Source organism: Pseudoruminococcus massiliensis, from assembly GCF_900291955.1.
Lineage (GTDB): Bacteria > Bacillota > Clostridia > Oscillospirales > Acutalibacteraceae > Pseudoruminococcus > Pseudoruminococcus massiliensis.
Genome location: NZ_OLMR01000002.1, coordinates 155,785 through 181,952, shown reverse-complemented (window position 1 = coordinate 181,952; position 26,168 = coordinate 155,785). Strand labels below are relative to the sequence as shown.

Here is a 26,168-nt window from a genome sequence, read left to right as displayed (position 1 = left end):
TATGAAAAAAATTGTAATAGGTCTTACAGGTCAAACAGGTGCAGGCAAAAGCACAGTTTCTAATGCTATGAAAAAGTGTGGATGCGGAATAATAGATGCGGATAAAATAGCAAGAGAGGCTGTTGAGCCAAAAACAGCTTGCCTGAAAATGCTGACAAACGCTTTTGGCTGTGATATAATAAATAAAGATGGCTCGCTTAACCGAAAAAAGCTTGCCGAAAAAGCATTTTCTTCTAAAGAAAATACACAACTTCTCAACGAAATTACCCACCCATATATAGTTGAACTCACAAAGCAAAGAATTGCTGAATATTTTGCAAGTGGCTGTAATATAGTTGTCTTTGATGCACCACAGCTTTTTGAAAGTGGCAGTGATAAGCTTTGTGATATAATAGTTTCCGTTATAGCCTCGCAGGAATGTCGTCTTGCAAGAATAATATCTCGTGATGGTATAAGCAGAGAGCAGGCTCTTTCTCGTATGAAAGTACAGCTTAGTGAGGAATATTTTTTGGAACATTCAGACTATATTCTTAATGGTGAACAAAACATAGATAACCTTATTAATGATGCAGAAGCTCTCGTTAGAATGGTTAAAGATGGCAGTTTCATAAGTAAGAAAGGTAGTGGCAAGTGAATAAGGCATTAAAAATAACACTGACAATTATTCTTTTTGCGATAGTTTTTATAGCAATAATAATAGGTGTGAAATTTGCATATGATACATATATCAACTCCTCATATCCATTAAAATATGAAGATGAGGTTTACTCAGCCTCGGCTGAATATAATATTCCTAAAGAGCTTATTTATGGAGTTATAAAAACAGAAAGCAATTTTAATCCCGATGCAGTTTCGGCGGCTGACGCTCGTGGGCTTATGCAGCTTACTCAGCCGACCTTTGAATGGCTGCATACTTATTACTCAGATGATGATTATGATTCGAGCAACGCAGATTTGCTTTTCGACCCAAAGATAAATATTAAATATGGTACGCTATGTCTTTCAGTTCTTCTTGAAAGATATAATAACGACCTCGATACGGCGATTTGTGCATATAATGCAGGCTTAGGAAATGTTGATGAATGGCTGACTATGAGCCAATATTCAGCAGACGGAAAAACACTTGATTCAACACCATTTGGTGAAACGAATGAATATCTTAAGCGTGTAAAAAATAATCGTGATAAATATGCCGAACTGTATTTTAGCAAATAACTCTAAAGTTTTGTTATAAAATATCAGAGGTAAATTATAGAAAGGAAGATATAATATGGCAAATGAAGAAAAATCTCAAGCAAAGCTTTTAAAAGAAAAGCTTATGATGAACAAGGAAAACGGCTCTAAGCGTGTAAGTGCTAAGGAAGTCGCTCAGGCAGATGATTTCTGCGAGGAATATAAGGACTTCCTCAATAAAGCTAAAACAGAGCGTGAAGCTGTCGCTTACGCTATTCAGATTGCTAAGGAGAACGGTTTTACTGAATATTCTGTTGGCACAGAGTATAAGGCCGGCGATAAGGTTTATGTCAATAATAGAAATAAGGCAATTATGCTTGCAGTTATTGGCAAAAACGGTGTTAAGAACGGTGTTCATCTTGGTATAGCACATATAGATTCACCAAGACTTGACCTCAAGCCAAATCCACTTTATGAATCTAATGATATGGCTCTCTTTAAGACACATTACTATGGTGGAATTAAGAAGTATCAGTGGACAGCTATTCCACTTTCACTTCATGGCGTAGTTGCTCTCAAAGACGGTTCAACAGTTACAGTTAATATCGGTGAAGATGAGGGTGACCCTTGCTTCTGCGTTACAGACCTTCTTCCGCACCTTGCAGTAGAGCAGATGCAAAAGACAATGGTTAAGGCTTTCACAGGCGAAGACTTAAATATTCTCGTAGCAAGCCGACCATTTAATAACGACCCTGAGAGCGAACAAGTTAAGCTCAATGTTCTTAATATCCTCAATGAGAAATACGGAATTACAGAAACAGACTTCCTCTCAGCTGACCTCGAGGCAGTTCCAGCATTTAAGGCAAAGGACCTTGGCTTTGATAGAAGTATGATAGGCAGTTATGGGCATGATGACAGAGTTTGTGCATATCCTGCACTTATGGCTGCCATTGATGTTGAGCTTCCTGAACAGACTTGCATTACAGTTCTTACTGACAAAGAAGAAATCGGCAGCGATGGCAATACCGGTATGAAGTCACTTTATATGTATGACTTTATCGCAGACCTTGCAAAAGCTGAAGGTGTTGAATTAAGACATGTTCTCGCAAAGAGTACTTGCCTTTCTGCTGATGTTAATGCGGCATTTGACCCGACCTACGCTTCTGCATATGAAGTAAATAATTCTTGCTATATCAACAATGGTACTGTTATAACAAAGTATACAGGCAGTGGTGGCAAGAGTGGAACAAGTGAAGCTACTGCTGAATATATGGCAAAGGTTCGTGCAATCTTTGATGATGCAGGTGTTCTTTGGCAGGCAGGAGAACTTGGTAAGGTAGATGGCGGCGGCGGTGGAACAATCGCAAAGTTCGTTGCTAATCTTAATGTTGATGTAGTGGATTTAGGTGTTCCAGTTCTTTCTATGCACGCACCATTTGAAGTTGTTTCAAAGCTTGATGTGTATATGACATATCGTGGAATCCTTGAGTTTTATAAAGCAAAATAACAGAATATTTTTCTTAGGCGGAAAAATATTCTGTTAAAATGTAAAAAATATATAGACTTTTATTGTACCACAGAAGAAATTTCAGCGTTAAAAAGCTATTTTCTGTGGTACTTTTTTGCGTTTTTTACAATTTCTTTTTGTTAAATTGAGTTTTTAGTGACGGTATGTAACAATAAATTTTAAAGGTCTTGTAAACATTGACAAGTTCGCTCGTTTGTATTATTATCAATAAGAGACGGTGTATATTATATGTGTGTTTTGAATTGTACTGACGGAAAATCATAACCGTTCAGGTAGTCAGATGAATTGCTCTGACCTCTCATCGTCTTTTTATTATACACATTAAAGAAATTTAAAAAATTTGTTCAAAGCTTTTAAAGGCTTATTAAAATATATAAGCGTAAAAAGTGAGTTTTTATTAACTGAAAATCAACGCTGTTTTCATTAAACAGCTTTCTTAAATATTATGTAAAGTCGGGTTCTTTAACCCAGATACTTTTTGGGAGTGTTTTAGCTTGGAGAAATTTGTTATTACAGGCGGAAATAAACTTAATGGCGAGGTTTCAATCAGCGGTGCAAAGAATGCCGCTGTTGCAATCATACCTGCTGTTGTTCTCTCTGACGGAATATGCAGAATTGAAAATGTTCCTAATATTGCCGATGTGTCGATTATGGCAAGCATTCTAGAGGCTATGGGAGCAAATATTAAAAGAATAAATAAATCTACTTTAGAAATAGACCCAAGAGGAATTAAAAATCCTGTTGCATCATATGAGCTCGTACGCCATATGAGAGCATCATATTATCTTCTTGGTGCATTACTTGGAAAATTCAATAGTGCTGAAGTTGCAATGCCAGGTGGCTGCGATTTTGGTGTTCGCCCAATAGACCTTCATCTTAAAGGCTTTGAAGCTCTTGGTGCTGATTATAGCATAACAAATGGCGGAATGATTTGTGTAAAAACTGATAAGCTTGTAGGAAACCATGTCTATATGGATGTTGTTTCTGTTGGAGCTACTATGAATATAATGCTTGCTGCTGTTAAGGCAGAGGGCAAAACAGTAATAGAAAATGCTGCGAAAGAGCCACATATAGTTGACCTTGCAAATTTCCTTAATTCTATGGGTGCAGATGTTCGTGGTGCTGGCACAGATGTTATTAAGATTTCAGGTGTAAAAGCTCTTAATGGCTCTACATACTCTATTATTCCTGACCAGATAGAGGCTGGGACATATATGGCTGCCGCAGCTGCGACAGGTGGGGATGTTCTTATTAAGAATGTTATTACAAAGCATCTTGAGTCTATTACTGCAAAGCTCAGAGAAATGGGCGTAGAGGTAGAAGAATATGATGATGCAGTAAGAGTAAAACGCACAGGTGAGCTTAATCACTGTAATATTATTACTATGCCACACCCAGGTTTTCCAACAGATATGCAGCCACAGATGGCAGCTGTACTTATCAAGGCTAAGGGTACAAGTATAGTAAGAGAAAGTGTATGGGATAACCGTTTCAGATATGTTGATGAGCTTAGACGAATGGGTGCAAAGATTTCAGTTAATGATAAAACTGCTGTTATCGAAGGCGTTTCTGAACTTAATGCTTCTCCGCTCAAATCGACAGACCTAAGAGCGGGTGCTGCTATGATTATTGCTGCGCTTACAGCTAATGGTACATCTTATATTGAAGATATTAAATATATTGAGCGTGGTTATGAAGATGTTGTAGAAAAGTTCAGAAATATTGGTGCTGATATTAAACGCATCAAGACCAATGAACCAGGATCTCAATCAGCAACAGCATAAGTTTTATTTAATGGAGGGCTTAAATTGGCTCGATTATGTCCGCTTTTTAGTGGAAGTAGTGGCAATAGCTATTATATAGGAAATGAAAAGGAGGGAGTTCTCATTGATGCAGGGCGAAGTGCCAAGCAGATTGAGGATGCCCTTAAAACCAATGGCCTTGACATTATGGCTGTCAAGGCTATTTTTGTAACGCACGAGCATATAGACCATATAAAGGGAGTAAGGGTGCTTGCCTCAAGGCATAATATAAAAGTTTATGCAACAAAGGGGACACTTTCAGCCCTTGAAGATAAGGGAGAGCTAAATGGCAAATATGATTATGAAGTGATTTCTCCTGATGGCAACGAAGTTGCTGATATGGAGATTAAATCATTTCCAACATCACACGATTGTTGTGAAAGCTGTGGTTATGTTATAAATACAGCAGATAAAAGAAGCCTTGCTATAGCCACAGACCTTGGGTATATTTCAGATAAGGTTCGTAATGCTGTTTCAGGCTGTGACACAGTTGTTATAGAATCAAACCATGATGTAAATATGCTTCAAAACGGACCTTATCCATATTTGTTAAAAAGACGAGTTTTGTCGAATTCTGGACACCTATCAAACGATACTTGTTCTGCTGAATTGGCGAATTTTGTAGAAAATGGAACTACACGAATAGTTCTTGCACATCTCAGCGAACAGAATAATTTTCCAGACCTTGCCTATGTAACTTCTAAAAGTGCGTTAAACCTTGCAGGAATGGTCGAGAAAAAAGATTTTATTCTTACTGTTGCACCAAAGGAAAATACGAGCGGTTCAATGATATTTTAGTTGGTGATTTTATGATGAATGTTACTTTGATTTGTGTCGGAAATCTAAAGGAAAAATATTTTAAAGACGCTTGTGCAGAATATACCAAAAGACTTGGTGCATTTTGCAAGTTTAATATAGTTGAAGTAAATGAAGAAAAGCTGCCAGATAAACCCTCACAATCTGATATAGACAATACTATTAAAAAAGAGGGAGAAAGAATTATTGCAAAAATTCCAAAGGGAGCTATGATTTTTGCAATGTGTATAGAAGGAACACTGATAAGTTCTGAACAGCTTGCTGATAAGATTCAGACAGCAGGTCTTGATGGAAAAAGTGAATTAGTTTTCATAATCGGAGGTTCGTGGGGACTTTCAGATGAAGTTAAACGAATTTCAAATGCAAGAATTTCAATGTCAAGAATGACATTTCCGCATCAGCTGGCGAGAGTATTGCTATGCGAACAGATTTACAGAGCATTTCAGATAAACTCTAATGGAAAGTATCACAAGTGAGAGCCTTAAAGTAGAGTAATAGCTTTATATAAGGCTTATGTGACATAGGAGGAGATATAATAATGAAGTTTTGCAAAAACTGTGGAACAGCCGTAGATAAGAACGATAAAATTTGTGTTGTCTGTGGTGCGAAAATTGACGAAGAATCTGAAAAGAATATCAATGAAAGTGCTATCGCAGATTCTGCGGAAAAACAAAATGTTATTAGCTCTGAAACAGAGGAACCTCAAATGCAGGTAAATGACATAGAGGTAAATAAATCTGAAAATAAGCCTCAGGCACAGTCTGAAGGTATATCTAAAGCTGAAAACAAAGTTCAACCTATGAGCAAAAAAACTCAGCAAGCTGAACAAAGGTCCAAAAAAAATAACTCTGAAAAAAATAAACCTAAAAAAGAACCTATAAATACAGGTGCTAAGATAAATAATGAGCCTAAAAAAGAGGTTTTAGAAAAAAATCCAAACTTGCATAGCGAGTTTGAGGATATATCTTCCTTTACAGCTGAAAGTGGTAAACCTAAAAAAAGCAGAAGGCCAGTTATAGCTCCAAAAAATGAGAATAATTCTACAACGAAAATTGTCAGCTCTGTTGATGATGTTGAATCTAAAACAAGAGAAGTAAATTCTATTGCAAAAGATGAAACTGAAAAAAATTCAGAAAAAATTAAAAAGAAAAAACCACTTTCAAAGGGACTTAAAACAGCTATAATTGCTGGCTGTTCAATTCTTGTTATAGCTGTAGGAATTATAGCTACTTGTGTGATTATAGCTAATAGTGGTCCTACTGCTGAGGAACTTTTTGCATCAGGACAGCAAAAGTATAAATCGGAAGATTTTTATGGTGCTATCACAGACCTTTCAGAGTGTGTAAAGCTTGACACATCTGATGTAGAAGCATATATGCTGCTTGCTGATGCATATGTTGCAACAGGTAAGGAAGATGAAGCAGTTTCTGCTCTTGAGATTGGTTATAGAGAAACAGGAAGTACAAAAATAAAAACAAGGCTTGATGCCTTGAGTGAAAAGCTTAGAGTAGATAAGATTTATAATAATCTTGTAAGTGAAGGCAATGCCGCAATCAAAAATAACGATTATAATCTTGCTATAACAAAATTTACATCAGCTATTGAAACTAAGCCTAATATTTCAGAGCCTTATTTTCTTGTAGCAAATGTTTATATTAGCCAAGAAAATTACGATAAGGCATTAACTGTGCTTCAATCGGGAGTAGATAAGCTTGAAGGAGATGAGCTTGATAAGCTTAATTCAAAGCTTTCTGAAGTAGAGGCTACTGTTAAGAAGATTGAAGAAGAAACAAAGAAAAAAGAGGAGGAAGCAAGAAAGAAAGCTGAAGAGGAACAAAAGGAAAAAGAACGCCTTGAGCAAGAGCGCCTTGAAAAACTTGCAAAGCAACCAGTTTCATTTGAAACAAAGGTTGATGAAAAGAATATTGAATATAAAGGAACAGAGATTTATAGAGGCGAAGGAAGATGGATTGAAATTACTGACAATAGAGAGCTTCCGGGAATAACATATGCTAATAATCTTATTCAACAAACCTTAAATAGCTACTACGAGCTTGATATGGATTTATATGGAGTTAAAAATGAAAAGGAACTCTATAATCTTGTAAAGGCTTCAAGAGATACAATAGCTCTTTCACATTGCAGAATTACTGTTACTTATAATAAAAATGGAATATTCTCATTTGTAATTTATAAATATTATATGCCACCTACAATCTCTAACTTTAAAGAAACAGTAGAAACTCATACTATAAACCTAAAAACAGGTGAGGAGTATGATATTAATAACATACTAAACACAAGCGATATTTATACTGTTATAAAAACTCAAGCAGAGCTTATTGGAGTTTCTTTAACTGATGAACAGATAAATAGTTATAGATTTTTCCTTGCAGGTGATAGACTTATATTCTGGGTTAAGATTCGTGATTGGGAATATGAAGAAATACCTTTACCATATTCAAATACAGATATGTTTAAGCTTACTATTGAAGAAGATACAGACACAACATATCTTAGTTTACAATAATTTATTATTTACTTATTGTTAAATTAGTAGTATAATTATGATTATAGATTCACTTTTTTGTTAAAATAGCTGTTTGATGATATTTTTAGGAAGTGCATTATGAAAATTTTCAAGCACATTAAGAAAAAACAGAATAATGAGACTATAAATCTTCATAAGGTTAGTATAAATGATACCGCAGGCTTTTCAGGAGTTTCAAAGTCGATAGTTCTTGCGAGTACAGCTTTTGTAGTTGCAGTATTGCTTGCCACAGCTTCTATAATAGGAAATAATAAAGAGGATATGATTTATTCAGATATTGCTACCCTTGCAAATGAAAAGCTTAAATCAAATGATTATAGCGAGGCTATTGAGCTTTTTAAGCAGGCAATAAAAATCAATCCCACTGATGAAGAGCTTTATATTGGTTTAGCAGATTCTTACAATGGAGTTAATGAAAGTGATATGGCTCGTGAAACCTTGGAAACAGGCTATATCGAAACTAAGAGCGAAAACATAAAAACCGAGCTTAAAAAACTTGAAGAAAGTGAACCTGATAGTTTGCCATCTTATATCTCTAAGAAAAATTCATCAGAAAGCTCAACAGAATCTAAGCCACAAGACTCATCTTCAGAAAAAAGCGAATCTTCTGCACAGAGTAGTGAGTCTTCTAATGAAGCCTCACAAAGTACAGATACAAAGGGTATAGTTTCTGTAAAGACTCTCAATAATGATAATCTCAGAAAATATAGTGATACAGAGATTTTTAAGAGTACAGCTGAATGGTTTGAACTTAGCTCTAAGGAAAATCTGATAGGTGTAGATAAGATTAATTCTTCTATCAATGAACTTCTCAACACATACTTTAAGCTTAATCCATCAGTGTATGGGGCTGAGGGTGAAGATGAAATTTATTATCTTGTAAAATCTAAAGGCAAAAGAATAGAAACGAAGATTTCTGCAAGAGTAACATATAATAGTGATTACATACTTTCTTATGTTGTAGACATTGATATTCAATCCCCTAATACAGCCGATTCTTCTTCCGCCGTTGAACTTCATACAATAGATATGAGGACAGGCAAAGAGCTTAGCCTAAATGATGTTATTAGTGGTGATGAAAATAGTATAAAAAATATGGTTACAGAAGCATTTTCAGCTGAAGGCATAGAGCTTTCGGAAAGCGATTATGAAACTCTGAAGTTCTATCTTGATGGTGATAAGGTTGTTATTATAGGAGCATTAGGTAAGGCCTATATTTCCCCTATAAAGGTATCAGATAGTGTTTCTTTAGAGAGTGAAGAACCAGTTTCTTCCTCAGAAACAAGATAATAATTTTATAGCAGGCAAAGGATTTTTCCGATGCCTGCTTTTGTATTATTTTTGATGAAGATTTTCTCGTTTTTAGTGGAAAGATAGATTATTATATGTTATAATTCTATTGAAGATAACCGTAATATTTTATCAGAATGGAGTGAAATTATCTATGAATATTTGGCACGATATTGATTCCTCAAGAATTAAACCAGAAGATTTTATGGTTGTTATTGAAATTCCAAAGGGAAGTAAGGCTAAATATGAGCTTGATAAACAGACAGGAATTTTGAAGCTTGACCGTATACTTCACACATCAACACACTATCCTGCAAACTATGGCTTTATCCCGAGAACCTATGCAGATGATATGGACCCTCTTGATGTTCTCGTTCTTTGCTCGGAGCAGATTTATCCTATGACTCTTATCCGTTGCTATCCTATCGGTGTTATAACAATGCTTGATAATGGACATAACGATGAAAAGATTATTGCTATTCCATATAGTGACCCAACTTATAACGAGTATAAGGATATTTCAGAACTTCCGAAGCATATTTTTGATGAGATGACACATTTCTTTTCGGTTTATAAATCTCTCGAAAATAAGGAAACAGTTGTTGACGAGGTTAAGGGCAGAGAGTCAGCAATAGAAATTATTGGACAGACTATTGAAAGCTATAAGGAAAAGTTTACCCAGATTTAATAGCTGGTGATTTATTATGAACTGCCGATTCGTATATTTTCGGTCGGCAGTTCTTTATTTTACACAGAAAGGAAGTTTAAAGAGTTGGCTAAGAAAATAGGCGGCGATGAATTTAACGAGCCAAAAAAAGAAAATACTCAAAAAAAATCTAAAAAAGGCAAAACGGTTTATAATGTTCCAGAAGTAAAAAAGCGTAAAAAGAAACGCTCAGAAAAGTTGAGAATTTCATTATGTATTTTATTTTTAATTGGAATTATCAGTGTGTCGTTTCCATTTACAAAGTTTGATGTTGAAAGAGTGCTTGATACCGAAAAAGATGTTGCAGAATATCAAACACAGCTTGATAATGCCTGCAATAATATAAAAAAGGCTGAAAATAATCTCAAGAAAGCAAGTGCAGAAGAAATAGAGGAAAATAAGAAGCTTGAAAAGAGTAAAATTATTTATCCTAAAACTCTTGCAGAGGATAATATAATCGGTCAGAAGTGTCAGACTGATGAAATTCTTAATGCTATTGACGATGCGGCACACATTGACAGAAATTTATATACTAAAGAAAGCTATAATGAACTTCTTGATAGTATATATAATGCAACGGGTTTGCTTACCTCATCAACTACAATTAGTGATACAGGATTCCAGCTTATATTCGGAAAGAGCTTTTCAGGCTCGGCAGTAGATAAGCGAACAGAGGGAACATTTCAAAGATTGATTTATTCTGTTTGGTTTTTGGTTATTCCGATAATTGGTTTCTTGGTAGCAAGCTTTGATAAAAAGCGTCATATCAAAAATGCTGTTGCAACTATTGGTTCAGCACTTTTGCTTTTCGATTTATTTACATTCTTCCCATTAAATTATATTGAATATGGCGCAGTAGTTGTTGCAGTTCTTTATGTAATTATACTTTTTGTTGGTATAGCTGGCTTTTATACAAAACAACAGGAAGATTATTGGTATGCACATTATGAAGAATGTGTAGAAAAGGGAATGACCAAATGGTTACCTGATGGTTATGATGATGATAAGAGGACTCTTGAGCAAATTAAAGCTGATAGGGAACATCAGGCATTAGTAGATTCAGCAAAGAATGCTCAAAAACGCAGAAGCAAAAAGAAATGATTATGTGTGACCACATGAGGCAAGATATTAAGTAACTACCGATTAGTTAATGTGCTTTCCCAATATAATTAAAAGTTTTGCTCAAGCTTTTTCAAAAGCTTGCGGTTTCCAAAGGCGGAGCCTTTGGTGGGTTTTAAGGGCAACGCCCTTAACATTTCTTTCTCCTAAATGAGAACGGAGTTTGCCCATATAATTTGTAAATGCAAAAACGCCACAGCTCAAATAACGAGCCGTGGCGTTTGATTTATTTATAAAATTCAATCGCGTTTAAAATATTCTTTGGTTGTGATTATTAAAAGCTCTTAGCCGATAAACTTAAATCTTGGAACAAGGTTTCCGTCAATGTTTACCATCTGATAGAACATTGATGCAGGTCTTGCCCAGACTTTACCTTCACCGAAAAGTTCTCTATAGATAACTAAATCTTCCATTGTTTCACTGTGCTTTGCAAGTGCGATAACCTCATATTCACCGCCCTTGAAATGACGATGCTTGCCGAGAGTTCCCCAAGCTGGAAGTACGGGTTCTTCTTTCTTTTCAGTTTCAGCGACTGGAGCAGTTTCTGCCTTTGTTTCCTCAAGCTCTACATCTTCAAGTGTTGGAGTATTTGAAGTTACAAGTATTCTTGAGGAATGAGCTGGAATATCAATATTAACATAACCGTTGTTTACCTGATAGCTTTTTCCGCTAAGCTTATCAACAAGATACGCACCATCTGCATTAAAGCCCATATCCATATTGTTATCAGCAAGATTAAGAGCAACATAAGCTGTCTGAGAATCTACACTGCGTTTAAAGATAAGCTGTTCATTCCTTATCTGTACATTCTCGAAAGAACCATACTTTAAAGCCTCAGTGCTTGTCCTTGCCTTGCCAAGCTTTCTGATGTGTGCGAGGAGAGCATTATCCTGAATATCAGAAACATTGAGTTCAGGGCGGAGCGGATAATCATAATCAGTATTATTTTTCTCACCCTTAATACCCCATTCACTGCCATAATATATTGATGGAACACCTGGCATACAATACATTGTTGTATAGATGTTTTCAAGATTTGCAGAATTTCTTACAACACTTGCAACTCTGTTTACATCATGGTTATCAACAAAGTTATAGGTATAGATGCTGCGATAGATACCACCATTTGCAAATTGACGATTGAGTGAATGTGCAATCTCAAAGTAGTTTTTATCATTGTGTGATGAGTAGATGCCCTTGTAGCATTCATAGTTTGTTACGGAATCAAGCATTTCAGGGTTAGCCCAGCGATTATAATCGCCGTGAATAATCTCACCCATAAGCCAGAAATTGCTATCTTTACTTTTAGTGTAGTGGCGAAGAGCCTTAAAGAAATCAGGGTCAACACAATCTGCCGCATCAAGGCGAAGACCGTCAATCTTAAATTCGTCCATCCACATTCCGACAGAATCAAGAAGATAATTCTTAACATCAGGATTTTTAAGGTTTAGCTTAACAAGGTCGTAATATCCATGCCAACCCTCATATGAGAATGGGTCGCCATAAGGGCTTTTACCACCAAAGTTAAGATTTTGGAACCAACCACAATATTGTGAAGAATTTCCCTTTTCACGAACATCTTTAAATGCCCAGAAATTTCTGCCAACATGGTTAAATACGCCATCAAGAACAACTTTAATGCCATTCTTATGAAGTTCATCGCAAATGTGTTTGAATGATTCATTTGTGCCAAGCCTGTTATCAATTACACGATAGTCGTCAGTGTCATATCCATGAACAGTTGATTTAAAAACAGGACCAAAATAGATTGCATTTATACTCATACTTTTAAGATGAGGAATCCAATCGATTACCTTATCAAGACGGCAGACGGTTTCACCGTCATTAACTCTTGGTGCGCCACAGAATCCAATAGGATAGATGTGATAAAATACAGATTCGTTTACCCAATAACTCATTTCCCAATCTCCTTTTTTGAACAATAATTGCCTTATTTATAATAATTATTGTGCTGATACACAATCAATATTCAACAAGGATTATTATAGCATACCTTACCAAATTTTTCAAGTCTAAATTTATACAAATTGTGCAAAATATATCAAAAAATATTAAATGTTGATTATAGAGAGGTTTATAAGAAATTTTAATTATGGCTTTTTTCTCTCTTTATGTAAAATGTATTTAAAGTTTTAATAAAAATACTTGTCAAAATATTTCCTCTAGTGTATTATTAAAAATAAGTAGGATTTTTTAATAGTGTTACTTTTTATGAAAAAAAGAGGGGTAGAATAATATGAGAAAGACAAAAATTATTTGTACGCTTGGTCCGTCAACAGATAATGAGCAGGTTTTGCGTGAGCTTATGCTCAATGGTATGGATGTTGCTCGTTTCAATATGTCGCACCAAACACATGAATATCATCTTGAAAGAATTAAGCTCGTAAAAAGACTTAGAGATGAACTTAATCTTCCTATCGCTATGCTTCTTGATACAAAAGGTCCTGAAATTCGTACAGGAACCTTTAAAGACAAGAAAGTTTTTCTCGAAACAAACCAAACCTTCACACTTGTTACAAATGAAAGCATTGAAGGCGATGAAAATCATTGCTCTATTAGTTTTAGTGGTCTTTATGATGATGTTAATATCGGTTCTAAGATTCTCATTGATGATGGCCTGATTGAGCTTAAGGTCATCGAAAAGAAAGATGGCGGTATTATTTGTACGGTCATAAATGGTGGATATGTATCTTCTAATAAAGGTATAAATGTTCCGAATATCACCCTTTCACTTCCATTTCTTAGTGATAGAGATAGAGATGATATTAAATTTGGCGTTGAAAATGATTTTGATTTTATTGCAGCTTCATTCACAAGAAGTGCTCAGGATATTGAGGACTTAAAAGATGAGCTTGAAAAAAATCATTGCAAAAATATAAAGATTATTGCAAAAATCGAAAATTCAGATGGCATTAATAATATTGATGAAATAGTAAGAGTTTCTGACGGGATTATGGTTGCAAGAGGTGACCTCGGAGTAGAAGTTCCTCTTGAGGAAATACCTGTACTTCAAAAACAGCTTATTAAAAAAGCATTTGATGCTGGTAAGCAGGTTATCACAGCAACTCAGATGCTCGATTCTATGATTAAAAATCCTCGTCCTACAAGAGCTGAAACAACTGATGTTGCGAATGCTATCTATGATGGTACAAGTGGAATTATGCTTTCTGGTGAAACAGCTGCAGGTCTTTATCCTGTTGAATCAGTAAAGACGATGTCTTTAATTGCAGAGAGAACAGAAATGGATATAGACTACATCGGAAGATTTGAGAAGGCTTGCAGAAATGAGCGCCCAAATGTTACATCAGCTATTTCCCATGCTACTTGCACAACCGCTCATGACCTTGGTGCAACTGCAATTATGACAGTTTCAAAATCGGGTAAAACCGCTTCTATGATTTCAAAATATCGTCCACAGTGTATGATTGTTGGCGGAACAACAAGCAAAAAGGTTTGGCGTCAGATGAACATACTTTGGGGTGTTAAGCCTATTATGGTTGAAGAAAAGCAAAATACAGATGATTTATTTAACCATGTAATTGAAGTTGCTGAGAGAGAAGGACTTGTTAAAAACGGTGACATTGCAGTTATTACTGCTGGTATCCCTCTCGGAATTTCAGGCACAACAAATATGCTCAAGGTTCATCTTGTTGGTGATATTCTTGCATCAGGCACAACTGTTGTTGGCAGTGGAATTGCTTGTGGCTCACTTTGTGTATGTAATACAGAAGATGAAGCAATAGAGAAATTCAGAGATGGTGATATTCTTGTTCTTCCAAAGACATCTAATAGAGTTCTTCCATTAATTAAAAAGGCATCTGGTGTAATTACGGAAATAAATGGATCTACATCTCATGCAGCTATTGCTTGTCTGGCACTTGGTAAGCCTGTTATAGTTGGTGCAGAGAATGCAACAAGATTATTAAAGGACGGAACAACTGTCACTATGGATGCAGGAAAGTCTATTGTCTTTAGTAAATAAGCGGAGTGCCTCCGCAGTCAAGACGCAGAATCGGTTTTGCAAGCAAAACCTCGACATTCGCAATAAAAGCTTGTTGACGCGATCGATGAAACTACCGATTGGCTACTAAACTTTTCCCTAAAAAATTAAAAGTTTTGGTGGAGTGCCTCCGCAGTCAAGACGCGGAATCGGTTTTGCAAGCAAAACCTCGACATTCGCAATAAAAGCTTGTTGACGCGGTCGAAGTAACTACCGATTAGCTACTAAACTTTTTTCTAAAAAACTAAAAGTTTTGGCGGAGTGCCTCCGCGGTCAAGACGCAGAATCGGTTTTGCAAGCAAAACCTCGACATTCGCAATGAAAGCTTGTTTATGCGGTTGAAGTAACTACCGATTAGCTACTAAACTTTTCCCTAAAAAATTAAAAGTTTTGCTCAAGCTTTTTCAAAAGCTTGCAGGGTCAAGGGACGGAGTCCCTTGTGGGTTTTAAGGGCAAAGCCCTTAACTTTTCTTTCGCCTAAAAGGCGAACGCAGTTCGCCGCAAAACTCATATAAATAATAAAATGCGATAAACTCGAAAAATCGGGTTTACCGCATTTTTGTTTATTCAATTAAATCTTTGTATTCATCGAGCATTTTAAGCCCTATGTCAGTGATACGATATGTGCAATGACCTTTAGTCCCGATTTTCTCGAATAGCTTGTAGTAGTTCATTCGCAAAATCGAAGATGTTTTTTCATAACCGCAAAATTTGCGGATTTCTCTTGCAGAAAGCTCGCCATTCTCAGCAAGAATTTTTGCAATAGTCAATGATTGTTCTTTGTATACTGTCATTATTTTTCGTCGATTAACACCGCCTGTGTTGATACTTCCTATTCTGCCGTTGTGTTCAGAAATGACAGCCATACGCTTTTTAATATTTTTGCGAATAGGCTTTGTAGGTTCAGGATTAACAGCAATATCAATTTGTGCTTTTCCATTTGTTGTAAAACCAACTAAAATCAAGCCTATTTCCAGCCGTTTGCAAAGTGTAACCATATCTTTATAATGTGGATTCTTATATCCACGCTTAGGAAGTGGAATTGCTACATAAACGCTGTCAGCGATTTTCTGCCTTTCAATAGCCTGATATAATAGCTCTATTGTGAACCCCTTTTTCAGTTCAACAACAATAAGCTCATCATCTTTTATTGCAGTTATATCGCAGTCTTTAACCTCGCCTTTGGTATCATAACCTAGAGAATCAAGATAATCCTTGATGGGCTGATAAAGGTCGCTTTCTTTTATTTTGTCCATACAATTATTTAATGTAAGCCGCAGGACCTATTATGTTTTCTGATTTTATAACAGCATTTCCTACAATTATGCTTGCAGGAAGAATAGTTGCTCCAGCTTCTATCTTTACATCACAGCCAATCATAACACCATCTCTGCAAGGAATATTTACACCGTTTGCAAGATGCTTTTCGATAATTCTGTTTCTTGCGATTTCGTTGAGCTGTGCAAGCTGTGAACAATCATTTGCACCGAGAACAGAATCAGAGGAAGCTGCCTTAAATGCAGAAACGGTTTTGTCTGTTCGCTTGATAATCTGAACAGTATCAGTGAGGTAATATTCGCCTGTCTTTTCGCTTGGAATAAGCTTATCAAGAGCTGAAAGTAAACTATCAACATTAAACCAGTATGCTCCGGAATTTACTTCCTTGACAGCACGCTGAAAATCATCGGCTTCCTTTTCTTCAACGATAGCTTCAAGTGTAGATTTGCCTGTACGGATAATTCTTCCGTAGCCGAATGGATTTTCAAGCTCAGCAGAAATTACAGTACAGCCGTTGTTTGAATGAAATTCCGCAGATTGCTTTATAGTTTCGCTGTCAATAAACGGAGCATCACCATTCAAGACAAGGACATTCTTTCCGCTATGAGCCTTTAAAAATTCTTTTGCAGTCATAACTGCGTGACCTGTTCCAAGTCTTTCTGTTTGAATGACAGTTTCAATATGATAAGGGAGAGTAGAAATATAGTTTTCTATAATTTCGTGTTTAAAGCCTGTTACAAGGCAAATATCCTCTATACCTGCACCTCTTACAGCATCTATAACCCATTGGAGCATAGGCTTAAAAAGAACCTCACTCATAGCTTTTGGCTTATTTGATTTCATTCGTTTTCCTTCTCCGCCAGAGAGAATTAACGCACAAGATTTATTTTCCAAGATTAGTCCTCCTAAATTAGTTTAAAGTAAATTTTGTAGTCCTTTTAATATATTTTATATGTCTACGATAATTATTGCAACAATTCAAAGCTTTTTCAAGTGATTTTATTAAAAAATATAATTTAAATTAAATTTATCAAAATAGTCCTAAATTTTTTTTCATTTAAAGCAACTTTTTTGAAAAAAACAATAGAAATTTATTTTTGTTTATGATATAATATATGCAAGCGACTTATGTCGATTTTAAATTTATCTCAGGGGGTAATCCAATGGCTAACAAATGGGTCTATTTATTCAGCGAAGGTAACGCTAATATGCGTAATCTTCTCGGCGGTAAGGGTGCTAACCTTGCTGAAATGACAAATCTTGGTCTTCCTGTTCCACAGGGCTTCACAATCACAACAGAGGCTTGTACTCAGTATTATGAAGACGGCAAGAAGATTAACGACGAAATTCAGGCTCAGATTATGGAGTACATCGTAAAGATGGAAGAAATTACTGGCAAGAAGTTCGGCGATAAGGAAAATCCACTTCTCGTATCTGTTCGTTCAGGTGCAAGAGCATCTATGCCTGGTATGATGGATACAATTCTTAACCTTGGTCTTAACGAAGATGTTGTTGAGGTTCTTGCAAAGAAATCTAACAACCCTCGTTGGGCATGGGACTGCTACAGAAGATTCATTCAGATGTTCTCTGATGTTGTTATGGAAGTTGGTAAGAAGTACTTTGAAGAGCTTATCGACAAGATGAAGGCTGAAAAAGGCGTAACACAAGACGTTGACCTTACAGCTGATGACCTCAAGAATCTTGCAGGTCAGTTCAAGGCAGAGTATAAGGAAAAGATTGGTAAGGACTTCCCATCTGATCCTAAGGAACAGCTTATGGAAGCTATCAAGGCTGTTTTCCGTTCATGGGACAACCCAAGAGCAAATGTTTATCGTCGTGATAACGATATTCCTTACTCATGGGGTACTGCTGTTAATGTTCAGTCAATGGCATTCGGTAACATGGGTGATAACTGTGGTACAGGTGTTGCATTTACTCGTGACCCTGCAACAGGTGCAAAGGGTCTCTTCGGTGAGTTCCTTACAAATGCACAGGGCGAAGACGTTGTTGCTGGTGTTCGTACACCAATGAAGATTAAGGAAATGGCTGACAAGTTCCCAGAGGCATTTGCTCAGTTCAACACAGTTTGCTCAACTCTTGAGAATCACTACAGAGATATGCAGGATATGGAATTTACTGTCGAAGATGGTAAGCTTTATATGCTCCAGACAAGAAATGGTAAGAGAACAGCTCAGGCTGCTCTTAAGATTGCTTGTGACCTCGTTGATGAGGGTATGAGAACAGAAGAAGAAGCTGTTGCAATGATTGACCCTCGTAACCTCGACACACTTCTCCACCCACAGTTTGATGCAAAGGCTCTTAAGGCTGCTACACCAATCGGTAAGGGTCTTGGTGCTTCTCCAGGTGCTGCTTGCGGTAAAATCGTATTTACTGCTGAAGATGCAGAAGTTTGGCATGCAAAGGGCGAGAAGGTTGTTCTCGTAAGACTTGAAACATCTCCTGAAGATATTACAGGTATGAAGGCTTCTCAGGGTATTCTTACAGTTCGTGGCGGTATGACATCTCACGCAGCTGTTGTTGCTCGTGGTATGGGTACTTGCTGTGTATCTGGTTGCTCTGACATTATTATGGACGAGGCTAACAAGAAGTTCACACTCGCAGGTAAGGATTTCACAGAGGGCGATTACATTTCTATCGACGGTTCAACAGGTAACATCTATGAGGGTATTATCCCAACAGTAGACGCTACAATCGCTGGCGAGTTCGGCAGAGTTATGGCTTGGGCTGATAAGTACAGAACTCTTAAGGTTAGAACAAATGCTGATACACCTGCTGACGCTAAGAAGGCTCGTGAGCTTGGTGCTGAAGGTATCGGTCTTTGCCGTACAGAGCATATGTTCTTCGAGGAAGACAGAATTGCTGCATTCCGTGAGATGATTTGCTCCGATACAGTTGAAGAAAGAGAAGCAGCTCTCGAGAAGATTCTTCCATATCAGCAAGGCGACTTCGAGGCTCTCTACGAGGCTCTTGAAGGTAATCCTGTTACAATTCGTTTCCTTGACCCACCTCTCCATGAGTTCGTTCCAACAGAAGAGGCTGACATTGAGAAGCTTGCTAATGCACAGGGTAAGACAGTTGAGCAGATTAAGGCTATCATCGCTTCTCTCCACGAGTTCAACCCAATGATGGGTCACCGTGGCTGCCGTCTTGCAGTAACATATCCTGAAATTGCAAAGATGCAGACAAAGGCTGTTATCCGTGCAGCTATCAATGTTAAGAAGGCACATCCTGATTGGGCAGTTAAGCCAGAAATCATGATTCCTCTCGTTTGCGAGGTTAAGGAACTTAAGTATGTTAAGAAGGTAGTTGTAGAGACAGCTGATGCTGAAATCGCTGCTGCTGGTATTGAGCTTGAGTATGAAGTTGGTACAATGATTGAAATCCCAAGAGCTGCTCTTACAGCTGATGAGATTGCTAAGGAAGCTGACTTCTTCTGCTTCGGTACAAACGACCTTACTCAGATGACATTCGGCTTCAGCCGTGATGACGCTGGTAAGTTCCTCAACGCTTACTATGATTGCAAGATTTTTGAAAACGACCCATTCGCAAAGCTCGACCAGACAGGTGTAGGCAAGCTTATGGAAATGGCTATCAAGCTTGGTAAGCCAGTTAACAATAAGCTCCATGTAGGTATCTGTGGCGAGCATGGTGGCGACCCATCATCTGTTGAGTTCTGCCATAAGATTGGTCTTGACTATGTATCTTGCTCACCATTCCGTGTACCGATTGCTCGTCTTGCTGCTGCTCAGGCTGCTATCAACAACAAGTAATTTAATTTACACTGAATAAATAGACCATAAACTAAAAGAATCCGTCTGTTGTGAAAACTCACAGCAGGCGGATTTTTTATTTCTGAAATTTATAAAATTATCGTTCTATATGAAAATTAATAACCTCAACATTTCCATCCATAGATTTTGAGGCTATTGAAAATCCACATTTTTGAGTATAAAACTTAATATTTTCCTCTTTATCGGCAGGTGTTATAAGTGTAATCTTTTTCCAATCAGAATAAACCGATTATATATGCTTAAAAGCTTGAGTGCCAATTCCTTTGCTCTGATATTCAGGAATAACACATAAACAACCAATATAATAATTTCCATTTCCTTTATTTTGAATAGAGATTACGCCAATAGTTTTTTTATCGCAGAGAATTATTGTTTTTGGAAATCTTTCTGTTGATTTTTCCATATCGGATATTGTTCTGCCGTATGCAGGACATTCTCCATATTTTATAAAATCAGAGTAAAAGGCTGCATTATAAATATCTACTAATAATTTTGCATCATTTTTTGTAGCATTTATATATTCAATTAACATAGTTATAAATCTCTTGAGTTGATAAAACCACTCGCTGATAATTAATCAACGAGTGGTTTTTATTCTTAAAATATAAATTTTAGAGTTTTAAAGATGTTATCTTTAGTCATCAATCTGATTTTCAGGGATTGGAGGAACTACCTTGTCAGAACCGAAATAGATATTATACCAAAGTAAGAAAACATAGATTGTCCAAACCTTACGGCTGTTATCCTCTTTGTTGTGGAAATGTTCGTCAAGAAGTTCAACAAGAATATCAGTGTTAAAGAACATTTCAGCAGTTTCAGACTTGAACATATCCTTAACAATGTTGTAGAATTTCTCATCACGAAGCCAGACTCTTGTAGGAACAGGGAAACCAAGCTTTTCTTTTTGAGCAGTTTCTTTCGGAAGGTGACGGAGAGCAGCCATACGCATTGCGTACTTTGTATTCTTTCTATTTACACGAAGATTTGTAGGAAGCTTTCTTGCAACCTCAAAAACCTTTCTATCAAGGAACGGAACACGAAGCTCAAGAGAGTTAGCCATACTCATACGGTCAGCCTTGAGAAGAATATCACCAACCATCCAAAGGTTGATGTCGAGATACTGCATTTTGGTAACATCATCATAGCCACGAACTCTGTCATAGAACTTTTTGCAAAGGTCCTGTGGACGAGTTACGATTGAAGTATCCTTAAGAATTTCGTCTTTTTCTTTATCATCAAAGAGGAAAGCGTTACCAATAAATTTTTCTTCAGTAACTCTTTCACCACGAAGAATAAAGCCTCTGCCTTTGATGTGTGGCATTTTACGAGCCTTATTAGCTAAAGCAGTTCTTGCCTTTTGGTTGAAAATTTTCTGATAAAGCTTAAATACATGAGGTTCATTATAGACAGTATATCCGCCGAAAAGTTCATCAGCGCCCTCACCAGAGAGAACAACCTTTACATATTTACTTGCTAACTTTGAAACAAAGTAAAGTGCAATGCATGATGGGTCTGCGAGAGGCTGGTCCATCTGATACTGAACTTTAGGAACAGCACCCCAGAATTCATCAGAGCCGATAAGCTTTGTGTGGTGGTCAACGCCGATTTTTTCAGAAAGACGCTTTGCCCAGCTTATTTCGTTGTAGTGGTCGCCGAAGTCAAAGCCGACAGTAAATGTCTTTTGGTCAGCAAAGTATGTTGAAACATAGCTTGAGTCAACACCGCTAGAAAGGAAACAACCAACCTCAACATCACTGATTTTGTGAGCATTAACAGAATCCTCAAATACAGCCTCAATTTCGTCAACTGCTTTATCAAGTGTGAGTGATTCATCAGGCTTAAAGGTTGCCTCAAAATATCTTGTAGTAGTAACCTTGCCGTCCCTATACCAAAGGTAATGACCTGGTAAAAGGCAGTAAATGCCCTCAAAGAAAGTTTCAGGTGGAACTACATATTGGAAAGAAAGGTAGTTATCAAGAGCTTTGTGGTTGAATTTCTTTTTATATTTTGGATATTCAAGGATACTCTTAATTTCAGAGGCATAGACAAAAGAACCATCAACCATAGCGTAGTGCATAGGCTTTATGCCGAAGAAATCTCTTGCGATAAATAAAGAACCGTCCTTTGTGTTATGAATTGCAAAACCAAACATACCTCTGAGCTTCATAAGCATATCCTCGCCCCATTCTTCAAAGGCATGAATGAGAACTTCAGAGTCTGTCTGAGTATAGAACTTGTGACCAGCCTCCATAAGCTCCTTACGCAAATCCTTATAGTTATAAATCTCTCCATTAAACATAAGAACAAGTGATTTATCTTCATTATATATAGGCTGACTACCTGCATCAAGGTCTATAATACTAAGACGGCGAAACCCCATAGAAATCTTATCGCTTGTATAGTAGCCATAGCTATCAGGACCTCTGTGAGTGATGACATCGGTCATTCTTTTAAGGACATCATCTCTGTCGATTATTTCGCCAGTAAATCCGCATAATCCGCACATAATTTATCTTCCCTTCATTTTATGAACAGTCATTTTACAAAACTATATCAATTTTATCACACAGAGAATAATCTTTCAACTATTTTGAAGTGGGTTTTATTCTATAAATATAATTAGCCCGTTTTTAGAGGCAAACTTTGTAAAATATGTTAAGGCAAAAAGAAGTAATAAAGTCAATTCACTTTGTAAATTTACTAAAATTACAGTATAAAATCGTGAAAAAGCCTGATTTCTTGCCACTTGTTTTTTACCCTTGTGTATTGTATAATCAATTAGATAATTTTGTAAGATGATTTAATTAAATCGTTTTTTATTTTTAGGAGGAAATTATTATATGCTGAGATTTATTATTAGCCTTTGGGCATCAAAGCTGTGCTTGTTTTTGTTTAAGCATACAGGCAGAGAGCGTGACGACAGACCAGGTATTCTTGCTCTCAGACTTTGCCCAGATTTTCTTGATAGAGTTAAAAAACCACAGCTTGTTGTCGCTGTTACAGGAACAAACGGTAAAACAACAATATCAAATCTCGTCAGCAATATATTAAATCTTGAGGGCAAAAAGGTAGCGTATAATACATGGGGAGCTAACTATAAGGCAGGACAAGCAAGGTGCTTGCTCGATGCTGTAAGTATTTTCAACAGACCTACTAAAGACGCAGCAGTTGTTGAAGTTGATGAACTTCTTTCTTATAAGACTTTGCCGTGGATTCAGCCAAATTATGTTATAGTAACTAATATCTGTCGTGATTCTATAAGAAGAAATGCTCATCAGGACCTCATTTTCAGCAGAATAAATGAGGGTGTATCAAAGCTTCCAAATGCTACACTTATCCTTAATGCTGATGACCCGAATAGTAGTTTCTTAGGTGAAAATAACAATAAGCGTTTCTTTGCAATAGCAGACCAACACGCTGATGTTTTTGAAACAAATGTTTCAGACTTCCCAGTTTGTCCTAAGTGCGGAACTATTCCAGTGTTTAATTATCGCCATTATCGTGCAATCGGAAATTTCTATTGCCCTCATTGCGGTTTGAAGTCCAAAACAGGCGATTTCATTGGCACTAAGCTTGATTTTGACAAAAGAGAAATGCTTGTCAAAGAAAAGGACGGAGAGTTTAAATATCCGCTTGTTTCTGATACAATTTTTAATGCCTTTAATATTATGGCTATCATTACACTTTTCCGTACTATTGGTTATTCTCCAGAGGTTATTGCTGAACACATCAAGCATATTAAGCTTCCTGAAAACAGAGTTGCCTGTGAAGATTTGGGTAAGATAAAAATGTATACATTCTCCGCAAAGGGACAGAATGTTTCTGCTGCATCTACCGTATTTGAGTATCTCGCAAAAGAGCCATCGAAGAAAGAGCTTATCCTTTTGCTTGATGAGCATTACGGAGATGACCCTAATATTGAGACAATCACTTGGCTATATGAAACCGATTTTGAATATCTAAAAAATGAGAATATAAAGAAGATTATCGTTGCAGGTCAGCGTTACCTTGATTATAAGCTTCGTTTGCGTCTTGCAGGAATCCCTGTTGAAAAAACTGTCTGCGTCTTTGATGAGCAGACTATTCCAGATTATGTATCAACAGATGGAATCGAATCAATTTATGTTCTGCACGATGTTACAACAGTTCTCAGAGCTAAAAAGATTAAGGACAAAATCAAAGAAAAAATCACTAACCAATGAGCCAATAAGGAGGATATATGAAAATAGAAGTACTTTACCCCGAACTTTCTAATCTTTATGGGGATTATTACAACGCTAAATATCTTGCTATGTGTATTCCTGATAGCCAGACAGTTTTTACCTCAAATAATGATAAACCAGCTTTTCTTAGTGAAAAAGTTGATATAATCTGTATGGGTTCTATGTCAGAAAGAAATCAGGAATTTGCAATTAAGCATCTTATGCCATATAAAGATAAAATCAAAGAACTTGTAGAGAATGGAACTTTCTTTCTTGCAACTGGAAATTCCTTTGAGATTTTTGGCAAACATATAGAAGATGATGACAAAAAAATAGAATGTCTTGGTGCAATAGACTTTTATTCAAAGCGTCAGATGAATGATAGAAGAAACTGTTTTTTTCTTGGAGATTTTCAAACAGAAAATGATGAGGATATTAAAATAGTCGGTCATAAATCGCAGTTTTCATTCTCTCATGGAAAGGCTACCGAAAAGCCTTTTATAGGTGTTGAGGGTGGCTTCGGAATAAATCTTGATAGCAAGAATGAAGGCATTCATTATAAGAATTTCTTCGGAACATATATCCTTGGTCCATTTATTATGCTTAATCCTAAATTTTTAAAGTATCTATTAAGGTCAATGAATCTCAATGATAGCTTGCTTTATGAAGAAGAAATCAATAACGCATACGCTGACAGACTAAAAAGACTTCAGCGTGAAGGCACAGAGTTTCTTATGGGAGCGGAATAATTTTATCAAAGGTTTGGTGTTTATAATATGGGAAAAGTCAGGTTTCTTATTAAGCGTATAGCTACTCTTGATTATAAAAATCTTATGAAAACAGCAGGCGAAGTTCATAAGGCGAGTGGAAAGAGCAGAATTTCAGCTTTTACTGATATAGTTAAGTGCGGAATGAAATATCAGGCTGGCTATATGGATTATAAGCTTTTTAAGATGTATGAGCTTAGCGATGAAGAAAGAGCAAAAATTCTTACTCGTGGCAAAAATGACGCATATGTCCGCCGTCTTAATGATAAGGAGTATGTCGGAATTTTCTCTGATAAAGCGGAATTTAATAAGCATTTTGATAAGTATCTTTGCCGTGAATGGATTTTGCTTGATGGTAATAATGAAGCTGATTTCGCAAAATTTATTCAAAACAAGGAACAAATTATAGTAAAGCCTTTGGGCTTGTGCTGTGGTAAGGGAATCGAGATTTTAGACCCAAGGAAATATGGCATACACGAGCTTTATGAATATCTTATAAAAAATCAAAGCTACCTTGTTGAAGAGGTTGTAAAGCAAAGTGCAGAAATTTCAGCAATTTACCCTTCATCTGTAAATACAATAAGAATAGTTACAGTTCTCAGCGATAATAATGTTCCGTCTATTGTTGGTGCATATATGAGGATAGGGACAGGCGGAAATGTTGTCGATAACTTCAACCACGGCGGAATAACAGCTCCTATAAATATAGAAACAGGAAAAATTGAGCATAAGGCTCGAAATAAGAGTAATGTATATTTCAGCAATCACCCAGATACAAACGCTCAGATTCTCGGATTTACAATTCCAAATTGGTCTGGACTTACTGATTATGCAAAAAGTCTTGCTTTGGTTATGCCTAAGATGAGATATGTCGGTTGGGATATTTGCATTACAGAAAAGGGCTTTGCAGTTATTGAGGCAAACGAATATCCAGGCAACGACCTTTATCAGATTCCAAAGGAAGATATTGGAACAGCAAATCTTATAGAAGATGCTCTTAAAAAGTGATTGTTACAGTTCAGAAAACTACCGATTAGTTAACAGATTTTCCTAAGATACTCAAAAGTTTTGCTCAAGCTTTTTCAAAAGCTTGCAGATTCCAA

20 protein-coding genes are annotated in these 26,168 nt (G+C 36.5%); 15 read left to right on the top strand and 5 right to left on the bottom strand.

What is annotated here, in order from left to right; all coding sequences use genetic code 11:
• Position 1: 1 nt before the first annotated feature.
• The 10 genes from coaE to C9914_RS03735 all read left to right on the top strand — a co-directional run bounded on the left by coaE (position 2) and on the right by C9914_RS03735 (position 10,967).
• Positions 2-634: a dephospho-CoA kinase gene (gene coaE / locus C9914_RS03780; protein WP_106763490.1), complete on the top strand. Its 633-nt coding sequence runs from the start codon at positions 2-4 to the stop codon at positions 632-634.
• Complete coding sequence (locus tag C9914_RS03775; RefSeq protein WP_022263950.1) at positions 631-1,215, top strand: lytic transglycosylase domain-containing protein; 585 nt, start codon at positions 631-633, stop codon at positions 1,213-1,215. The genes coaE and C9914_RS03775 overlap by 4 nt, the downstream gene beginning before the upstream one ends.
• A gap of 55 nt (positions 1,216-1,270) precedes the next feature.
• Positions 1,271-2,680, top strand: a complete 1,410-nt coding sequence (locus C9914_RS03770) for an aminopeptidase (RefSeq protein WP_022263949.1) — start codon at positions 1,271-1,273, stop codon at positions 2,678-2,680.
• Positions 2,681-3,195: 515 nt separating this feature from the next.
• Complete coding sequence (locus tag C9914_RS03765; RefSeq protein ID WP_106763488.1) at positions 3,196-4,485, top strand: UDP-N-acetylglucosamine 1-carboxyvinyltransferase; 1,290 nt, start codon at positions 3,196-3,198, stop codon at positions 4,483-4,485.
• 24 nt (positions 4,486-4,509) lie between these two features.
• The gene (locus tag C9914_RS03760; protein ID WP_106763486.1) at positions 4,510-5,301 is read left to right on the top strand and encodes an MBL fold metallo-hydrolase; all 792 of its coding nucleotides are present in this window, start codon (positions 4,510-4,512) and stop codon (positions 5,299-5,301) included.
• Positions 5,302-5,312: 11 nt separating this feature from the next.
• Positions 5,313-5,795, top strand: a complete 483-nt coding sequence (gene rlmH, locus C9914_RS03755) for a 23S rRNA (pseudouridine(1915)-N(3))-methyltransferase RlmH (RefSeq protein WP_106763484.1) — start codon at positions 5,313-5,315, stop codon at positions 5,793-5,795.
• A gap of 62 nt (positions 5,796-5,857) precedes the next feature.
• Positions 5,858-7,849: a zinc ribbon domain-containing protein gene (locus C9914_RS03750; RefSeq protein WP_106763482.1), complete on the top strand. Its 1,992-nt coding sequence runs from the start codon at positions 5,858-5,860 to the stop codon at positions 7,847-7,849.
• Between the two features lie 99 nt (positions 7,850-7,948).
• Positions 7,949-9,160 (top strand): tetratricopeptide repeat protein, encoded by a 1,212-nt coding sequence (locus C9914_RS03745; protein WP_106763480.1) that lies wholly within the window; start codon positions 7,949-7,951, stop codon positions 9,158-9,160.
• A gap of 154 nt (positions 9,161-9,314) precedes the next feature.
• Positions 9,315-9,848, top strand: a complete 534-nt coding sequence (locus C9914_RS03740) for an inorganic diphosphatase (RefSeq protein ID WP_106763478.1) — start codon at positions 9,315-9,317, stop codon at positions 9,846-9,848.
• An 84-nt stretch (positions 9,849-9,932) separates the two neighbouring features.
• Entirely contained in the window at positions 9,933-10,967 is a 1,035-nt protein-coding gene (locus C9914_RS03735) for a hypothetical protein (RefSeq protein ID WP_106763476.1), read from the top strand.
• A 302-nt stretch (positions 10,968-11,269) separates the two neighbouring features.
• Here C9914_RS03735 and C9914_RS03730 read toward each other — a convergent pair whose 3' ends face one another.
• Positions 11,270-12,904 carry a DUF1653 domain-containing protein gene (locus C9914_RS03730; protein WP_106763474.1) on the bottom strand — a complete coding sequence of 545 codons (1,635 nt, stop codon included), beginning with the start codon at positions 12,902-12,904 and terminating at the stop codon, positions 11,270-11,272.
• A 338-nt stretch (positions 12,905-13,242) separates the two neighbouring features.
• On the opposite strand from C9914_RS03730, the gene pyk reads away from it, so the two are divergent.
• Positions 13,243-14,988, top strand: a complete 1,746-nt coding sequence (gene pyk / locus C9914_RS03725; protein WP_106763473.1) for a pyruvate kinase — start codon at positions 13,243-13,245, stop codon at positions 14,986-14,988.
• A gap of 581 nt (positions 14,989-15,569) precedes the next feature.
• Here pyk and C9914_RS03720 read toward each other — a convergent pair.
• Both C9914_RS03720 and C9914_RS03715 read right to left on the bottom strand, forming a co-directional pair.
• Positions 15,570-16,262, bottom strand: coding sequence for a DUF2161 family putative PD-(D/E)XK-type phosphodiesterase (locus tag C9914_RS03720; RefSeq protein ID WP_106763471.1), 693 nt, complete (start codon positions 16,260-16,262; stop codon positions 15,570-15,572).
• Between the two features lie 4 nt (positions 16,263-16,266).
• Entirely contained in the window at positions 16,267-17,178 is a 912-nt protein-coding gene (locus C9914_RS03715) for a sugar phosphate nucleotidyltransferase (RefSeq protein WP_242972051.1), read from the bottom strand.
• A 269-nt stretch (positions 17,179-17,447) separates the two neighbouring features.
• Between C9914_RS03715 and ppdK the strand changes: the two genes are divergently transcribed.
• Complete coding sequence (gene ppdK / locus C9914_RS03710) at positions 17,448-20,075, top strand: pyruvate, phosphate dikinase (RefSeq protein WP_022264272.1); 2,628 nt, start codon at positions 17,448-17,450, stop codon at positions 20,073-20,075.
• A 250-nt stretch (positions 20,076-20,325) separates the two neighbouring features.
• On the opposite strand, the gene C9914_RS03705 is transcribed toward ppdK, so the two are convergent.
• Entirely contained in the window at positions 20,326-20,628 is a 303-nt protein-coding gene (locus C9914_RS03705) for a GNAT family N-acetyltransferase (protein ID WP_306373297.1), read from the bottom strand.
• A 102-nt stretch (positions 20,629-20,730) separates the two neighbouring features.
• Complete coding sequence (gene asnB, locus C9914_RS03700; protein ID WP_106763469.1) at positions 20,731-22,602, bottom strand: asparagine synthase (glutamine-hydrolyzing); 1,872 nt, start codon at positions 22,600-22,602, stop codon at positions 20,731-20,733.
• A gap of 334 nt (positions 22,603-22,936) precedes the next feature.
• Here asnB and C9914_RS03695 point away from each other — a divergent pair, with 334 nt between their 5' ends.
• From C9914_RS03695 to C9914_RS03685, 3 genes are read left to right on the top strand one after another with little or no spacing between them, the layout of a single operon-like run.
• Positions 22,937-24,298, top strand: a complete 1,362-nt coding sequence (locus tag C9914_RS03695; RefSeq protein ID WP_022264275.1) for a Mur ligase family protein — start codon at positions 22,937-22,939, stop codon at positions 24,296-24,298.
• Between the two features lie 17 nt (positions 24,299-24,315).
• Positions 24,316-25,047 (top strand): hypothetical protein, encoded by a 732-nt coding sequence (locus C9914_RS03690; RefSeq protein ID WP_106763468.1) that lies wholly within the window; start codon positions 24,316-24,318, stop codon positions 25,045-25,047.
• Between the two features lie 27 nt (positions 25,048-25,074).
• The gene (locus C9914_RS03685) at positions 25,075-26,073 is read left to right on the top strand and encodes a sugar-transfer associated ATP-grasp domain-containing protein (protein WP_106763466.1); all 999 of its coding nucleotides are present in this window, start codon (positions 25,075-25,077) and stop codon (positions 26,071-26,073) included.
• The last annotated feature ends 95 nt before the right edge of the window (positions 26,074-26,168 follow it).

What these genes read in the sequence shown, in the direction of transcription:
- C9914_RS03730 (WP_106763474.1), bottom strand. Translation starts at nt 12,904, where the DNA reads ATGAGTTATTGGGTAAACGAATCTGTATTTTATCACATCTATCCTATT.
- coaE (WP_106763490.1), top strand. Translation starts at nt 2, where the DNA reads ATGAAAAAAATTGTAATAGGTCTTACAGGTCAAACAGGTGCAGGCAAA.
- C9914_RS03705 (WP_306373297.1), bottom strand. Translation starts at nt 20,628, where the DNA reads ATGTTAATTGAATATATAAATGCTACAAAAAATGATGCAAAATTATTA.
- C9914_RS03690 (WP_106763468.1), top strand. Translation starts at nt 24,316, where the DNA reads ATGAAAATAGAAGTACTTTACCCCGAACTTTCTAATCTTTATGGGGAT.
- C9914_RS03770 (WP_022263949.1), top strand. Translation starts at nt 1,271, where the DNA reads ATGGCAAATGAAGAAAAATCTCAAGCAAAGCTTTTAAAAGAAAAGCTT.
- C9914_RS03740 (WP_106763478.1), top strand. Translation starts at nt 9,315, where the DNA reads ATGAATATTTGGCACGATATTGATTCCTCAAGAATTAAACCAGAAGAT.
- rlmH (WP_106763484.1), top strand. Translation starts at nt 5,313, where the DNA reads ATGATGAATGTTACTTTGATTTGTGTCGGAAATCTAAAGGAAAAATAT.
- C9914_RS03685 (WP_106763466.1), top strand. Translation starts at nt 25,075, where the DNA reads ATGGGAAAAGTCAGGTTTCTTATTAAGCGTATAGCTACTCTTGATTAT.
- asnB (WP_106763469.1), bottom strand. Translation starts at nt 22,602, where the DNA reads ATGTGCGGATTATGCGGATTTACTGGCGAAATAATCGACAGAGATGAT.
- pyk (WP_106763473.1), top strand. Translation starts at nt 13,243, where the DNA reads ATGAGAAAGACAAAAATTATTTGTACGCTTGGTCCGTCAACAGATAAT.
- C9914_RS03695 (WP_022264275.1), top strand. Translation starts at nt 22,937, where the DNA reads ATGCTGAGATTTATTATTAGCCTTTGGGCATCAAAGCTGTGCTTGTTT.
- ppdK (WP_022264272.1), top strand. Translation starts at nt 17,448, where the DNA reads ATGGCTAACAAATGGGTCTATTTATTCAGCGAAGGTAACGCTAATATG.
- C9914_RS03745 (WP_106763480.1), top strand. Translation starts at nt 7,949, where the DNA reads ATGAAAATTTTCAAGCACATTAAGAAAAAACAGAATAATGAGACTATA.
- C9914_RS03750 (WP_106763482.1), top strand. Translation starts at nt 5,858, where the DNA reads ATGAAGTTTTGCAAAAACTGTGGAACAGCCGTAGATAAGAACGATAAA.
- C9914_RS03720 (WP_106763471.1), bottom strand. Translation starts at nt 16,262, where the DNA reads ATGGACAAAATAAAAGAAAGCGACCTTTATCAGCCCATCAAGGATTAT.